Source organism: Arthrobacter endolithicus (assembly GCF_026627425.1).
Lineage (GTDB): Bacteria > Actinomycetota > Actinomycetes > Actinomycetales > Micrococcaceae > Arthrobacter_M.
In genome coordinates this window covers 86,309-101,796 of record NZ_JAPNLH010000002.1, presented here as the reverse complement: position 1 = coordinate 101,796, position 15,488 = coordinate 86,309, and the positions used below count along the sequence as shown (strand labels likewise).

Sequence of the window (15,488 nt, the reverse complement as noted above, 5' to 3'; positions counted from 1 at the left end):
GGAACCCGCACAGTGAATCAAGGGCGGGAATCTGCAGAAGGTATCCACGGCGCGCAGCCCTCCCGACTATGGAATGTCCGGGCCGCATGGCAGGGTAGATTTCATGACCATAATCCACCCGTTGATCCTGCAATGACACCTGCCGCAGCAAACTCTCGTGGAACTGCGGGGACTGTCAAGGGTTCCCGCCTGGTGAGTTGGCGGGACGTTCCGCCGGCCAGCGTCGTCTTGGTGCACGGACCGGAAGAATTCATCGCTGCGCGGTCGATGGAAAATCTGCGTCGCACGCTCCGCGGCCAAAGCCCCGATCTGGAGGTGACCGCCGTCGACGCCTCGACCTACACCGCCGGACAATTGTCCATGCTGGCCAGTCCGTCGTTGTTCGGTGAGGCCAAACTGATCGAGGCTTCCGCGCTGGCCAGCATGAACGACGATTTTCTGATCGATGCTCTGGCCTACCTGAAAGCGCCGGAGCCGGACGTCGTCGTTGTCCTCCACCACGGCGGGGGGAACCGCGGGAAGAAACTGCTGGACGCAGTCAAGGCCAGCGGCGCGCCCGTCGTCGAGTGCCTGCCGCTGAAAAAGGACCAGGAAAAAGCGGAGTTCGTCAGCACCGAGTTCCGGCAGGCCGGCCGCCGGATCGATCCGCAGGCCGTGCGGGCATTGGTCGCCGCGGTTGGCGCCAGTCTCGCGGAACTGGCGGCCGCGTGCAGCCAGTTGATAGCAGACGTCCCCGCAGCGGATGGATCCGTTGCCGTAACTGCCTCGATGGTGGACAGGTACTACGGCGGACGCGTCGAAGCGACGGCCTTTCGGGTCGCCGATGCCGCACTGGCCGGAAATGCCCCTCTGGCGCTCTCCTCCCTACGGCATGCGCTGGCCACCGGGGTTGACCCGGTGCCGCTGGTGGCAGCGTTGGCCATGAAGGTTAGGACGCTTGCCAAGGTATATTCGGCCCGGGGGAGTTCAGCGCAGATTGCCAAAGACCTCGGAATGCAGGCGTGGCAGGTTGACTCCGCCAAGCGGGACATCGGTGCATGGACCTCGGAGGCGCTGATCACCTGCATTCAAGTGCTCGCCGAGGCCGATGCGCAGGTCAAGGGAGCGGCCAAAGATCCTGTCTATGCAGTGGAAAGGGCAGTCACGGTAATCGCGACCTCGGCCCGGCGCCGCTAGCGCAAGCGGCCAGGGCAGCCAGCCAGTGCAACGAAAACGGCGGCAGCAGCCCACTGCGCTCCAACGGACCGTGCCTCCAGCGAACCGTGCCTCCAACGAACCGCGCTCCAACGAACTGTGCCTCCAACGAACTGTGCCTCCAACGAACTGTGGCCGACACCCGAGGGTGCCGGCCACAGCCGATGCTTATGCGCGAAGCAGTGAATCCCTAGAGAGCGCTAACCTTCTTGGAGATGGCGGACTTCCGGTTGGCGGCGTTGTTGGCGTGGATAACGCCCTTGCCAACAGCCTTGTCCAGCTTGCGGCTGGCGCTTGCCAAGGCAAGCGTAGCGGCAGCCTTATCGGTTGCCTCCACTGCCGTGTTGACTGCGCGGATAGCGGTCTTCAACTCGGATTTCACCGAATTGTTACGCTGGCGCGCTTTCTCATTGGTGAGAATGCGCTTCTTCTGGGACTTAATATTAGCCACGTGTTAACTCTCTTTTTAATGCGGACTTCGGTCGTAGAGGGCGTAGGTTGACCATTGACAGCGGCGTGGGGATGCTCGAATTATGGTGAACGTCCGGCCAACCTGTAGTGACCGCCGACCTGCACGGGCACACAGCTACCAATGATAACAGACCGCAGCAGGGACTTACCTCCCGCGGTATCGGCATGCCGGACTGTCCACCGTGTTCAAAGGCTGTTCTGCCGGGGGATGAGGACTTTCTGAACAATGATGATCCCAGATGCCGCCAACGGTATCGCCACTAGGGCACCGAGGATTCCGCCGAGTGTACCGCCGGCCACGGCCGATATGACGACCAGCGAGCCGGGAACAGCCACAGCCTTGTTCATTATCCGAGGCGTCAGGATGTAAGCCTCGACCTGCATGTATACGAGGTAGTAGATCCCAACAATGAGCGCGGTCTGAGGAGAACTGACCAGGCTCACTAAGGTGATGATAACTGCCGAGATCACCGTTCCCACCAGTGGGATGAGGGCTCCGACAAACGCAAGAAGCGCCAGCAGGAGCGGGATTGGCGCGTGCACCAGCGAGAGGAAAATGGCGGAAAGCACCCCATTGAGGATAGCGAGGCCGAGTTGCCCAATGACGTAACTGCTGACGGCCGTAGAAATGTCTTCGGTGACTTCGGTGAATTTGGCCCGCCTGCTGGCTGGTACTAGCTGGTACGCGGCACGTTTCATCGCCGGAAGTGTAATGACGAAATACAGCGTGAGGACCACGACGATGAGAATGCCGGTGAGGCCGGTGGCAATTCCGCTGCCGACCGCGAGAATCCCGCCTCCCAGCGTCATCAGGTTCGCAGGTTTGCTGAAGAAGTCGCCGGCGCCCTTGACGAGTGAATTGACGTCAAGATAGCCGGCCAGCAGTTGTTCCACGCTACTGACCCACCCGGCATCAGCGACCTGAGTGAAAATGCCCGGCAGCTGGGGGATCAGAGCCTTCGTCTGCGTGATCAGCCGCGGAATAAACAACAGCACCAAGGCAGTCACAATCACCAACAGTGCGATCAGGACGACGGCGACGGCGACAGACCGAGGCAGATGCCGGTGTTCGAGCCAGCGGATGATTGGGTCCAGACCGAGCGCAATGAACAAGGCGATCCCAATGTAGCTGAGCACGGTGGACAGTGACGCAACGGCACCCCAAATGACAAGGCCGACTCCCACGCCCAAGGCCCCGATCAGGCCGACCCGGAAGGCCTTCAGATGACCGGCATCCATTTTCGGCTGTTGGGGCCGCCGCCCTCGGACGGTACGCCGCAAACTGCGCCTACCGGCGTCGTGCGGTCTAACTGCATACATGAGGTGGGAACGCCCTTCGCCCCGATACTGCCGCTGCGGCGGCTGCCAGAGCGCCGGCAGTGAGGAGCACGACGGCGGCGACGGCCACGTAGGAGTCCTTCCGGGAGGTGTGGGGCCGCTGCGTGTAGGCCCTTTCCGGCTCCTCGCCGCGGCCGGCCGAATCTGCGAACAGCGCCGCGGCCAGCAGCTCGGCCAGATGCATGCCCTCGCGTCCACCGGCGTCGCCTTGTTCAATCTGGGTCCGGCAGCTGAAACCATCGGCCAGGACGACGTCCTCGGTCGAGGCGGCGCGCAGGGCCGGGAACAAGACCCGTTCGCCGCAGGCCGTGGAGACATCAAAGTGGCCCGTCTCGAAGCCAAAGTTTCCGGTCAGCCCGCAGCAGCCGGAGTCCAACACCTTCGTGTTGACTCCCATCCCCTGCAGCAGGGACAGATCCGCGTCAAACCCCATCACCGCGTGCTGGTGGCAGTGCGTCTGGATCAGTGCACGGCGTGCCAGCGGGGGAGGTTTCCATCCCGGGCTGTGTTCAGTGAGCAGCTCGGCCAAGGTGACGCTCTGTTGGCGCAGGCGCTGCACATCGGGGTCATGCGGGAAGAGTTCGGCCGCATCGGAGCGGAAGACCGCCGTGCAGGACGGCTCCAGAGCCAGGATCAAGGTTCCCGCACGGAGGTAGAGGGAGAAGACGTGCACGGTGCGCTGGAGCACTTTTTTGGCAACATCGAGCTGGCCTGTGGAGATCCAGGTCAGGCCGCAGCAGACCGCTTCTTCCGGGGCCACTACTTCCCAGCCGGCAGCCTCCAGGACTTCCACCGCGGCCTGCGCCACGTGGGGAGGGAAGGAGTTGCTGAAGGTGTCCGGCCACAACACCAGGGGACCTCGATGTCCGGTGCCGCGTGGGCCGCGCTGCCGATACCAGCTCTGGAAGGTCTGCGGGGCAAACTGCGGGATCCGGCGCTGCGGTGCCGCCCCGGCGGCGGCCAGGGCGAGGCGGGAGAGGCCCGGCGCCTGAGAGAGAGCCTTACTCACCCGCGGAAGCCGGCAGGCCAGCTGCGCCCAGACCGGGAGCCAGCCCATCGAGTAGTGCGCCCGAGGACGCAGCCGTCCTGCATAGTGGTGGCTGAGGAATTCCGCTTTGTAGGTGGCCATGCCCACGTTGACCGGGCAGTCTTTTTTGCACCCCTTGCAGGCCAGGCACAGGTCCAGTGCGTCGAACACCGCGGTGGAGCGCCAACCGTCCAGGACGCACATCACACCGCCTGCATGCCGGCGGCATTTGCCCACTCCCACGCAGCCCAGCACGGCGGCGTCAAAACTTCCGCCGTCTGCCGGAAAGGCGAAATGCGTGCGCAGCTGTGCGGGCTGATAGGTGGTTCCCAGCCGAAGATTCTCATCAATCCGGTACGGCGCGTCCATTTTCCCGGGGTTCATCCGGTTGCCCGGATCGAAAATGGCCTTGAACTGGGCAAACGCGCGGATCAGCTGTGGACCGTACATGATGGGCAACAGCTCGGCCCGGGATTGCCCGTCGCCGTGTTCCCCGGAAAGGGAACCGCCCAGGGAAACCACCAGCCGGGCGGCGCGTTCCATAAACTCACGGAACTTCGCCACGCCGGCCGCGCTCACCAGGTCGAACGGAATCCGGGTGTGTACGCAGCCCTGCCCGTAATGTCCGTACAGAGACGCAGTGTCGAAGCCGAACTCTTGATACAGCGTCCCCAGTTCCCGAAGGCATCGGCCGATCTGCTCCGGTGCCACTGCGGAGTCCTCCCACCCGGACCACATATTTGCAAGCCCCGGAACCTGCGCGGTTGCACCAAGGGGCGCCTCGCGGACCTGCCGGATCTGCTGTTGGTGCGCGTCGTCGTCGAACACCGTCACGGTAGGTCCGGACCCGAATTGCTGCGCTGCCTGTGCAAAAGTTTGTGCGGTTGCCCCCGCCTGCTCCGGGGTATCCGCGCCGAACTGAACCAACAGCCACGCGCCCTGGCCTTCGGGCAGATACCTGATCGCGGCCGCGTTGAGCCCCTTCACCTGCTGGTAGCTGATGACTTTGGCATCGAAACCCTCCAGCGCGATCGGGTCGTATTCCAGCACGGCCGGTACGTCGTCGCCGCTGCTGCCCGCGTCAGGATACCCCAGCAACACCACAGACCGGGCGCGGACTACCGGCATAAGCCGCAGCTTTGCGCGGAGCAGCAGAACGCAGGTGCTCTCCGAACCAACCAACGCCTGCGCCAGATTATTAGTGTTCTCCGGCAGCAGGGAATCGAGGTTGTAGCAGGAGACGCGGCGCGGAATGTCCGGATAGGCGGCCCGGACGTCGGCGCCGTAGGTATCGCGCAGGGTCCGCAGCTGGCGGTATATTTCCGCCTTTCGCCCGCCCGAGCGGACAATGCCAGCATAGTCCTGATCCTCCGTGGTGGAGACGTCCATCCGGGTCCCGTCCGGCAGCATGACTTCCAGGGCCAGCGTGTTGTCCACCGTTTTACCCGTGCGTTGTGCGGTGGCACCGCAGGAATTGTTCCCGACTATCCCTGCGAGTGTGCAGTGATTGTGGGTGGCCGGTTCGGGCCCGAATTCCAGGCCGTGTGCCGCCAGCTGCGCATTGAGTTCGTCCAGCACAATCCCCGGCTCAACCCGGCAGCTGCGGTCTTGGACGTCGACGGAGAGCAGTGCGGTGCAGTATTTGGAAAAGTCGACGACGACGGCGGCATTGGTGCACTGCCCCGCCAGGCTTGTCCCGCCGCCCCGGGACAAGACCGGTGCGCCGAAATCCCGGCAGACCAGCATGGTCTCCGCAGCCGCCTCGACGGTGCGTGGGACCACCACGCACACCGGAAGCTGGCGGTAGTTGGAGGCGTCGGTGGAATACGCAGCACGGGATCCTGGATCGAAGCGGACTTCCCCGTCCACGCGTTCGCGCAGGGCTTTTTCCAGCCCGGCAGGGTCCAGGTCCCGGACGGGGGCGGCCGGGTCAGCGGGCCGGACGACGGGTTCGGGAAGATCAACACGTGTCATGACTGAGGCCTTTGTTAGTCCCGCACCCGAACACGCCCCTGCAGCTGCAGCCCGCATCCGCTCTGCCTATGCTAGGACCGCCCCAGCCCAGAAGTACAGGGTCCGCCGAGCCGGGATTACGGGCAGCTCTTAGCGCAGCCGGTTGGATGTGCCGGTGTGTACCATCCCATGGGAGACTGTAATGGTGTCCGTGGTGCGGATCCGATCGGCTGATGTACCCGACCGAGACCAGCCCCGGCCCCGTCCCCGTCCAACAGTTAGGAACGCCAGTGTCCCCCATGGCCCGCACCGCCCCGGTGCCTGCTGCCACCGATCCGGCGATTATTCGGAACTTTTGCATCATCGCCCACATCGACCATGGGAAATCCACCCTGGCAGACCGGATGTTGCAACTGACCGGTGCCGTGCAACAGCGCGATATGAAGGCCCAGTATCTGGACCGGATGGACATTGAGCGGGAGCGCGGCATCACCATTAAGTCCCAGGCGGTCCGCGTACCGTGGGAGATGGATGGAACAGCTTACTGCCTGAACATGATTGACACGCCCGGCCACGTGGACTTCACCTATGAGGTTTCCCGGTCCTTGGCGGCCTGCGAGGGTGCCATTCTGCTGGTGGACGCCGCGCAGGGCATCGAGGCGCAGACTCTGGCGAATCTGTACCTGGCGATGGAAAACAACATGACCATCATTCCGGTGCTGAACAAAATTGACCTGCCGGCAGCGCAGCCGGAGAAATACGCCGCGGAGATCGCTAATCTTATCGGCGGGGAGCCGGAAGACGTTCTGCTGGTGTCCGGCAAGACCGGCATGGGTGTCGAAGCTCTGTTGGATCAGATTGTCCGGGATATTCCGCCCCCGGTGGGGGACCCGGCTGCTCCGGCCCGCGCTATGATTTTCGACTCGGTGTATGACACCTACCGCGGTGTGGTGACGTACGTGCGCGTGGTGGACGGGCACCTGAAACCGCGTGAACGCATCCAGATGATGTCAACACGCGCCACCCATGAACTCCTGGAAATTGGGGTCAGTTCCCCCGAACCCACCGTCTGCCAGGGCCTGGGCGTGGGTGAAGTGGGCTACCTGATCACCGGCGTAAAGGACGTCCGGCAGTCAAAGGTCGGGGACACGGTGACCACGCTGCACAAACCTGCCGCGCAGTCCCTCGGCGGGTACCAGGACCCCAAGCCCATGGTGTTTTCCGGCCTGTATCCCCTCGACGGCACGGACTATCCGGTGCTGCGGGACGCGCTGCAGAAATTCACCCTCAATGATGCCGCCCTGGTATATGAGCCGGAGACATCCGCGGCGCTGGGGTTCGGTTTTCGTGTGGGCTTCCTGGGCCTGCTGCACTTGGAAATAACCCGTGAACGGCTGGAGCGGGAGTACAATCTAGACCTGATTTCAACAGCCCCAAACGTGGAATACGAAGTCACACTGGAGGATAAGAAAGTCCTCACTGTGACCAACCCCAGCGAGTACCCCACGGGCAAGATCGCCGAGGTCCGCGAGCCGATGGTAGCAGCCACGATCCTGGCTCCCACGGAATTTGTCGGTGCGATCATGGAACTGTGCCAGCAGCGGCGCGGGGTCATGGGCGGCATGGACTACCTCTCCGAGGACCGGGTGGAGATCCGCTATCGGCTGCCGCTGGCGGAAATTGTCTTCGACTTCTTTGATTTGCTTAAGTCAAAAACGCGCGGCTACGGCTCGCTGGATTGGAAGGCCGACGGCGACCAGGTCTCGGACCTGGTCAAGGTGGACATCCTGCTGCAGGGCGAACAGGTGGACGCCTTTAGCGCCATCACACACCGTGATAAGGCTTATGCGTACGGCGTCATGATGACGGGCAAGCTGCGTGAGCTCATTCCCCGCCAGCAGTTTGAGGTCCCGATCCAGGCGGCCATCGGCGCCCGCATCATTGCACGCGAGAGCATCCGTGCGATCCGTAAGGACGTGCTGGCCAAGTGCTACGGCGGTGACATCACGCGCAAGCGCAAACTGCTGGAGAAGCAAAAAGAAGGTAAGAAGCGGATGAAAATGGTCGGCCGGGTCGAGGTGCCCCAGGAGGCATTCATTGCCGCGCTGTCCTCGGATGAGTCCAAGGACAAATCGAAAAAGTGACGTGCGAATCGGAAGGCCGTCATGCCTAGCACTCTTCCCCTTGGCGACCCGGCGCCGGGCGACGGTGTTCTGCCGGGGCAGGCGGCAGACGGCGCCGCTGGGCGCGGCTTCAGTCTGTACGCGCATATTCCGTTTTGTGCCGTCCGCTGCGGATATTGCGATTTCAATACCTACACGGCAACGGAGCTTGGCGGCGGCGCATCGCAGGACGCCTACGCCGCCACGGCCGCTTCGGAAGTGACCTTCGCCGCCCGGGCGATGCAGGAGTCCGGGCTGCCGGAGCGTAAATTGGCTACCGTGTTTTTTGGTGGCGGCACCCCGACGTTATTGCCCGCCCGTGACCTTGTCTCGGTGTTGCGTTCGGCAACCGACGCCTGGGGGGTGTCCCAGGACGCTGAGATTACCACCGAAGCCAATCCGGATTCGGTCAGCCAGGATTCCCTGCGGGAGCTTGCCGATGGGGGTTTCACCCGGGTCTCCTTCGGCATGCAGTCAGCGGTCCCGCACGTGCTGCGGGTTCTGGACCGAACGCATGACCCGGCCAGGGTGCCGCAGGCCATTGAATGGGCCCGGACCGCCGGACTCAAGGTAAGTGTGGACCTGATCTACGGCACGCCGGGGGAATCCGAACTGGATTGGGCGACATCCGTACGGACAGCTCTGAGTTACCAGCCGGACCACATTTCCGCTTATTCGCTCATTGTCGAGGACGGTACAAAGCTAGCGGCCCAGATCCGGCGTGGACAGGTCCCCGGCATCGAGGACGACGACCATGCCGCCAAGTACACGCTGGCGGACGCGTTGTTCCAGGCCGCCGGACTGGCCTGGTATGAGGTCAGCAACTGGGCCCGGACGCCGGAGGACGCCTGCCGGCACAACTTGGCCTATTGGCACGGGGACGACTGGTGGGGAATCGGTCCTGGCGCACATTCGCACATCGGCGGTGTCCGCTGGTGGAATGTCAAACATCCCACCGCGTACGCCGGGCGTCTGGCCCGCGGCCAGTCGCCGGCGGCCGGCCGGGAGACGCTGAATGCCGAAACCCGCGAGATGGAACGGATCATGTTGCTGACGCGATTGTCCGGCGGAATCCAGGTGGACTCTTTGTCCGCCGGGGCCAGGCACGCCATGGCCCAGCTGATAGCGGATGAGTTGATAGACGCCCGCGCAGCTTTCGCCGGGAGGCTGCAGCTCACGCTCCGAGGCAGGCTGCTGGCGGACGCCGTAGTGCGCCGGTTGCTTCCGGACTGACGCGGACCGCGCCCGGTGGACAAGCAGTGACAGTGACGATCAGTGACAGTGACGATCATCGTCGGTGACAAGTACTGTCCGTGACAAGTACTGTCGGTGAGAAGTACTGGCCGTGACAGCCACGGTCAGTGGATCAGACGAAAACTCAAGGCATAGCGGTAGGGCTGGCCGCGGTTAACATGCACGGCGGCGATGACCGAAAAGACGGTGAGGAAAATCCAGATTCCTACCGCGAGAAAGGCGAAGACCGTACCGGTCGCAGGCGAAATGCCCGATAAAACAACAGCAATGATGTTTGCCACGGCCGCCACAATTGTCGGCGGAACCGTGAAGTTCAACGCTTCTCTGGACTCCTGCGCGGTGAACGGTCCGCGGTCCCGAAAGACTAGATAGATGATCAGCGACGGGATGAAACCGAGAATTCCGCCGCAGTGGGCCATGAAGGCCCACTGCCTATCTTCAGCCGGCGTCAATGCCGGTGCGCTGGCCGGGACAGCCTCGTAGTGGGCAGGCTCCCGGTGGTCGGCAGCTGGCTCGGATCCGGCGGTTCTGGTGCCGGAGCCGAAATGTCCGTTAGCGCTGCTGCCGTGTGCTGTCTTAGCCACTGGCTGGTTCCTCTATCTCAAATTGGCCGAGCGGATGCTCGTTACTTCCTCCTAGGATACTGGAACTGTCAGGAAATCGATCACTTCCTCGACGCGCCCCAATAGCGCTGGCTCAAGATCGGCGTAGCTGCTGACCTTTCCCAACAGCCTCCGCCACCCCAGTGCGACGTCTGTTGGCGTCCGGTGCGGCCAGCCGAAGGACCGCAGGATTCCCACCTTCCACTCCACCTCGCGGGGCACCTGCGGCCAGACCGGGATGCCGAGCACCTGCGGGCGGATGGCCTGCCACACGTCCACATAGGGATGTCCCACAATGAGCACATTGTCCCGCGCCCCCGGCACCCGCATGGCATCGGCGGCTATCCGGGATTCCTTGGAACCGTTCACAAGATGATCCACCAAAATTCCGAGCCGGCGGCCCGGGCCGGGGGCGAAGGCCCGAATGGCGCCGGCAAGGTCATCGACGCCGTGCAGTGGTTCCACAACGATTCCCTCCACGCGCAGATCGTCACCCCAGACCTTCTCGACTAATTCGGCGTCGTGCTTGCCTTCCACCCAAATCCGGCTCGCCTTGGCCACCTGCGCACGCTGCCCGGAGACCCGGACCGAGCCCGAAGCCGTCCGCGTCCCCGGTCCGTTGGCCCCTACTTTCCTGGTCACCGGAGCGACTATTTCGACGGGGCGTCCTTCGAGTAAAAAACCAAAGCCGAGTTGAAAAGATTTTGTTTTCCCGCGGCCGTCCTCGAGGACCAGGATATGCATGCCGCCGGACTTCTCGGTCCGGAGCACTGCGCCCACCCAGCCGCTCTGCACGTCTTCCAGCACTAATCCCGCGGTGGCCTGTACCTGCGGTAGAGCGGTCCGGGCGGGGGCAGAAAGGTCCTGCGGACCCCACTGGTCATAACTCACGGCACGTACCTCTCATCGCGGAGCTTTCATGCTAGCAACCCGAAGCTGCCCGATTGTGCTCTCAGCGTGCGCCGGTAAACCCCTGCTGCAGGCCCGGCAGTGAAAGTATTAGACTTAGCAGTTGGACACGCAGAGTGCTAATGTCTGCCGCTATCGGTGAACGCGCGGCTTTTACGAACCGGACCGGGTGGAGGTGGGTGGATGAGCGAGCCGCGCAAACTTGAGGTATTGCGGGCGATTGTCGAGGACTACGTTCATTCGCGCGAACCCGTCGGATCCAAGGCCTTGGTCGACCGCCATCATCTGGGGGTGTCCAGTGCCACTATCCGCAACGACATGGCGGCGCTGGAGGAAGACGGACTGATCACTGCTCCGCACACCAGCTCGGGCCGGATTCCGACGGATAAGGGCTACCGGCTTTTCGTCGACCGGATTTCGGCCGTTCAACCCCTGTCGGCTGCTGAACGGCGGGCTATTCAGGCGCTGCTTAACGGCTCCGATGACTTGGATGACATCCTGGACCGCACCGTCCGCACTCTGGCGCACCTGACGAATCAGGTCGCCGTCGTACAGTACCCGCGGACCACTTCCGCCACGGTGCGGCATATTGAATTCGTCCTGCTCGCCCCGCATCAGGTGCTGATTGTGCTGATTCTGGGGACCGGGAAGGTTGATCAGCGCGTGATCGACGCCGGCCAGCAGCTGGACGAAGCAACGTTGGCCCAGCTGAGAGGCACCTTTCTGGCCGCAGTGCTGGGGATGGAGCTGACGGCGCTGCCGGCGGCGCTGGCGGCGGTCCCGGGGGCGCTGTCGAGGGAAACGAAGCAGGCGGGTCTCCGGCTGGCCGCGGCTCTCGCCCAGCTGGCGGTTGCCGCCCGCGAGGATCGCTTTGTCATGGCGGGAACAGCCAATCTGGCACGATCCAATGTGGACTTCCCCTTAAGCATTGGCCCGGTGCTGGACGCTCTGGAGGAACAGGTCGTCATGTTGCGGCTGCTCGCTGACATGGCCCAGGACGCGCGGGGCGTGTCGGTCAGCATCGGACGGGAAAACCCGCACGACGCCCTGGTGGAAGCGTCGGTGGTGGCGACCGGCTACGGGCCTGATGCACTGGCGAAAATCGGTGTGCTGGGCCCCACTCGGATGGACTACCCCAACACCATGGCGGCGGTGCGCGCGGTGGCCCGCTACCTTTCGAGGATTTTGGCCGGCTGAGCCGCGCCGACAAACGCAAAAGACCAAACAGACAAACGTGTTGACAGATAGGGTCTGGCCCGAGTTCGGCGCCGCGAGGTGTCCGCAGCCGGCCAGCCAGAGGACAATAGAGAAAGTAAGAGAACTTGAGTAACCATTACGACGCACTGGGCGTGTCCCGGGATGCCACCGGCGAGGAAATCAAAAAGGCCTACCGCAAACTGGCCCGCAAGTACCATCCCGACGTCGCCGAGGGGGACGACGCCCAAGACCGTTTCAAGAACGTCAGCCACGCCTACGAGGTGCTCTCGGACCCCGCTAAGCGACGCATCTACGACACGACCGGAAACGAAAACGGGACGGACAACGGTTCGGGTGCCGGTTTCGGTGGCCAGGGTTTTGCCTTTCAGGACATCTTCGAGACCTTCTTCGGCGGCTCCGGGCACTCCGGGCCGGCACCCCGGACCCGTCGGGGCCAGGATGCGCTGATCAACGTCCGGATCGACCTGCGTGACGCCGTTTTCGGGGTCAATAAGAAGATCGAGGTGGAAACCGCCGTCGTCTGCACCAGCTGCGACGGCAGCTGCTGCCGGCCCGGCACGCGTCCGACCACCTGCGACATCTGCCACGGCAGCGGCCAGATACAGCGTCCGGTGCGTTCCATCCTTGGCCAGGTGATGACGGCGGCGCCGTGCGGATCCTGCCAGGGATTTGGCACCATGATTTTGGATCCCTGCAATGAATGCAACGGCGAGGGCCGCGTACGCAGCCGCCGCACTTTGACCATTAAGGTTCCTGCGGGAGTGGGAACCGGTACGCGGATCCAGCTCGGCGGCCAGGGCGAGGCAGGCCCTGCTGGCGGCCCTGCCGGCGATCTGTATGTGGAAATCAAGGTCACCAATGATCCCTCCTTCCTGCGCGACGGTGACGATCTGCACGCAACTTTAAGCGTGCCGATGACGGCGGCCGCCCTCGGCACCGAATTAACGCTGGAGACGTTCGACGGCGAGCAGCCGATCAGCGTGAAGTCCGGTCTGCAGTCCGGTGAAGTCATCCTGCTGCGCGGCCTGGGTGTGACGCATCTGCGCGGCTACGGCCGCGGGGATCTTAAAGTCCACATCAATGTTGAAACGCCGGTACGGATTGACGCTGCCCAACAAGATCTGCTCAAGCAGCTGGCAGCACTGCGCGGCGAACAGGTCAGCGAGGGCAAATTGGTGACCAGCGGTGGAATGTTCTCCAAACTGCGGGATAAGTTTGGAAGCCTCTAGGGCGCATGACTAGCCCCATATTCTTCGCCGGTGCCGGTGAACTTGCTGCGCTGGCTGTTGGTTCGATTTTTGTCCTTGGCGGGGCGGAGGGCCGGCACGCGAGCACGGTCAAACGTCTCGGTGCCGGCGAACGGATTGATCTGGTGGACGGGGCCGGTCGGCGGGTGACCGGCGTGGTGCGTTCGGCGGGCGGCGGGGAACTGACCCTGCTCGTGGACGGGGTGAGCGTCGAGCCGGGTCCAGCTCTTCGACTGGTGCTCGTTCAAGCCCTGGCCAAGGGCGATCGCGACGAACTCGCCATCGAAACGGCCACCGAACTCGGTGCCGACGGCTTTGTCCCCTGGCAGGCCGAGCGTTCCATCGTCCGGTGGAAAGGCGAGCGGGCCGCGAAGTCCCTGGCGAAGTGGCGCGCAACTGTCACGTCCGCGGCCAAACAGGCCCGGCGGGCCTGGGTCCCCGACGTCACTGAGGCCGTGGACACCACCGCACTGCTGCCGCATATCCAGGCCGCGGCGCTGGCTCTGATCCTGCATGAAGAAGCATTGCTGCCGCTCACCGTGGCCGTGACGCAATGGCGGGCGCGGGACTTGACGGAGCAGGACTTGACGGGGCTGGACGTGAAGGAGCAGGACTTGACGGGCCTGGACGTGAAGGGTGGGGAAACAGCCACGCTGAAACCGGGTACTCCGGGACAAATCCGGGAGATCCTCATCCTGGTCGGTCCGGAGGGCGGGATCAGCCCCCGGGAGCTGGATCTACTCACCGGAGCCGGCGCGGTTCAGGTACGCCTAGGCCCACACGTACTGCGCTCGTCCACCGCCGGCCCCGCCGCCGTCGCCCTGCTCAGCGTTGATCTGCACCGCTGGTAGGTTCAGCTGACGGTGATGATTTTCGAGTCGACGCCGTCCTGAGCTGCGGGGTCGGTCTGAACCGCGCGGAAAACCCGCAATTCATAGGAGCCGGCCGGCGGCCGCAGGCTGAAGGTGAAGGCGCCGAGTTGGGACGGTCCGGTGCTCACAGCTACCTTTCCGCTCTGGTACGGGCTTTCGCGGCCGTCCGATCCTCGTTTGATCAGCTGCCAGCCGAGTTCTCCCGTGCCGGAGATTCCTTGGCCGGTGACCAGGACCGGGGACGTAAGAGTGCTGCCTGCCTGTGGATCAATGATCCACACCGGGGCGACAAAACCGCTGTCCCGCACTAGAGGTTTATCCAATTTGACCTTGCCGAAAGCCAGATAATCGGTGTGTCCGTCAACCAGCAGCGATACCTGGACGGGCTGATTGGCAACGATGAGGCCAGCATTGGCCGCGGCCGCGGTGGCCGTGTAGACGAGTTGGGCCAAGGCGCGCTGGGCGATACCTTCATCGACGTTGGTGCTGAAAGCATCGGCGGAAATATCCACCGTGATGACATTCTTCGCGGAGATGGACGCCCCGAGTTTGCTGGGCTTTTTCCACGGCGTGAAATAGTCGCTGTCCAGCGGCTTATCCTCCGTCATGGCCAGCAGGGCGGCCTGGATAGGATCTCCGTTACCCTCCACAGCGAGGAACTCACGGTACAAAAAGACGCCGTTGCCGCTGTGCCCGAGCCAGTAGACCGGCAACTTGGCCGACGATTGGGCCGACTCCAAGGGAGCCGACGTCACGGGGGAGGTCGCCGAGCTTCCAACCGAGGCGGGCATGGTGGTGTCTGCCGGCGGTGGCGAACTATCCGGGCTGCAGCCGGTGATAAACAGGCCTGTACAAAGAAGAACAACTCCCGTCACAGTGCTGCGGCGGGAGGTTCGCTGACGGGCCAAAGACGCAGACAGAGGTATAGATCCGATGATGCATCCTTTCCGCGGAGACCCGCAACAGCCGCCCGCCGACGCCGGAGCCTTATCTACCCTTGCACAGCGTCCGCGGCCAGACTGACCTCAGGGCGCTTTCCGGCGGAACTGAAACCGTATCGAAACCCTTTTGAGATCGCTCCGATATTCCCTGTGCCCGAGCTGTGAGCGGCGAGGGTTGACGTCTTCGGTTGGCGGGGCCTGGGTGCAGGCTTCTCAGCGCAGGTCCAATGAGTGCCGGAACCACTGCCGTAAGATGCCAGTACCGTGGGATGCCACTGCCGTAAGATGCCAGTACCGTAA

Annotated in this window: 12 protein-coding genes; 6 read left to right on the top strand and 6 right to left on the bottom strand. The window is 63.4% G+C overall.

What is annotated here, in order from left to right:
* The first annotated feature begins 132 nt into the window (after nt 1-132).
* A complete protein-coding gene (gene holA / locus OS914_RS02290; RefSeq protein WP_267544453.1) occupies nt 133-1,176 on the top strand; it encodes a DNA polymerase III subunit delta in 1,044 nt (347 codons plus the stop codon).
* Nucleotides 1,177-1,384: 208 nt separating this feature from the next.
* Here the strand turns inward: holA and rpsT are convergent, their stop codons facing one another.
* The 3 genes from rpsT to OS914_RS02275 all read right to left on the bottom strand — a co-directional run bounded on the left by rpsT (nt 1,385) and on the right by OS914_RS02275 (nt 6,004).
* Complete coding sequence (rpsT, locus tag OS914_RS02285; protein ID WP_267544452.1) at nt 1,385-1,645, bottom strand: 30S ribosomal protein S20; 261 nt, start codon at nt 1,643-1,645, stop codon at nt 1,385-1,387.
* A 206-nt stretch (nt 1,646-1,851) separates the two neighbouring features.
* Entirely contained in the window at nt 1,852-2,904 is a 1,053-nt protein-coding gene (locus OS914_RS02280) for an AI-2E family transporter (protein ID WP_267544451.1), read from the bottom strand.
* Nucleotides 2,905-2,971: 67 nt separating this feature from the next.
* Nucleotides 2,972-6,004: an FAD-binding and (Fe-S)-binding domain-containing protein gene (locus OS914_RS02275; protein WP_267544450.1), complete on the bottom strand. Its 3,033-nt coding sequence runs from the start codon at nt 6,002-6,004 to the stop codon at nt 2,972-2,974.
* Nucleotides 6,005-6,273: 269 nt separating this feature from the next.
* On the opposite strand from OS914_RS02275, the gene lepA reads away from it, so the two are divergent.
* Nucleotides 6,274-8,127, top strand: coding sequence for a translation elongation factor 4 (lepA, locus tag OS914_RS02270; RefSeq protein ID WP_267544449.1), 1,854 nt, complete (start codon nt 6,274-6,276; stop codon nt 8,125-8,127).
* 21 nt (nt 8,128-8,148) lie between these two features.
* Nucleotides 8,149-9,378, top strand: a complete 1,230-nt coding sequence (hemW, locus tag OS914_RS02265) for a radical SAM family heme chaperone HemW (protein WP_267544448.1) — start codon at nt 8,149-8,151, stop codon at nt 9,376-9,378.
* A 125-nt stretch (nt 9,379-9,503) separates the two neighbouring features.
* Here hemW and OS914_RS02260 read toward each other — a convergent pair whose 3' ends face one another.
* Both OS914_RS02260 and OS914_RS02255 read right to left on the bottom strand, forming a co-directional pair.
* Nucleotides 9,504-9,983 carry a DUF4870 domain-containing protein gene (locus tag OS914_RS02260; RefSeq protein ID WP_267544447.1) on the bottom strand — a complete coding sequence of 160 codons (480 nt, stop codon included), beginning with the start codon at nt 9,981-9,983 and terminating at the stop codon, nt 9,504-9,506.
* Nucleotides 9,984-10,034: 51 nt separating this feature from the next.
* On the bottom strand, nt 10,035-10,892 hold the full coding sequence (locus OS914_RS02255; protein WP_267544446.1) for a DUF3097 domain-containing protein: 858 nt from the start codon (nt 10,890-10,892) through the stop codon (nt 10,035-10,037).
* A gap of 201 nt (nt 10,893-11,093) precedes the next feature.
* Here OS914_RS02255 and hrcA point away from each other — a divergent pair, with 201 nt between their 5' ends.
* The 3 genes from hrcA to OS914_RS02240 all read left to right on the top strand — a co-directional run bounded on the left by hrcA (nt 11,094) and on the right by OS914_RS02240 (nt 14,226).
* On the top strand, nt 11,094-12,107 hold the full coding sequence (gene hrcA / locus OS914_RS02250; RefSeq protein ID WP_267544445.1) for a heat-inducible transcriptional repressor HrcA: 1,014 nt from the start codon (nt 11,094-11,096) through the stop codon (nt 12,105-12,107).
* Between the two features lie 125 nt (nt 12,108-12,232).
* Nucleotides 12,233-13,357, top strand: a complete 1,125-nt coding sequence (gene dnaJ, locus OS914_RS02245) for a molecular chaperone DnaJ (protein WP_267544444.1) — start codon at nt 12,233-12,235, stop codon at nt 13,355-13,357.
* A gap of 5 nt (nt 13,358-13,362) precedes the next feature.
* Nucleotides 13,363-14,226 (top strand): 16S rRNA (uracil(1498)-N(3))-methyltransferase, encoded by an 864-nt coding sequence (locus tag OS914_RS02240; RefSeq protein WP_267544443.1) that lies wholly within the window; start codon nt 13,363-13,365, stop codon nt 14,224-14,226.
* 2 nt (nt 14,227-14,228) lie between these two features.
* On the opposite strand, the gene OS914_RS02235 is transcribed toward OS914_RS02240, so the two are convergent.
* Entirely contained in the window at nt 14,229-15,038 is an 810-nt protein-coding gene (locus OS914_RS02235) for a GerMN domain-containing protein (RefSeq protein WP_267544442.1), read from the bottom strand.
* Between the last annotated feature and the right edge of the window lie 450 nt (nt 15,039-15,488).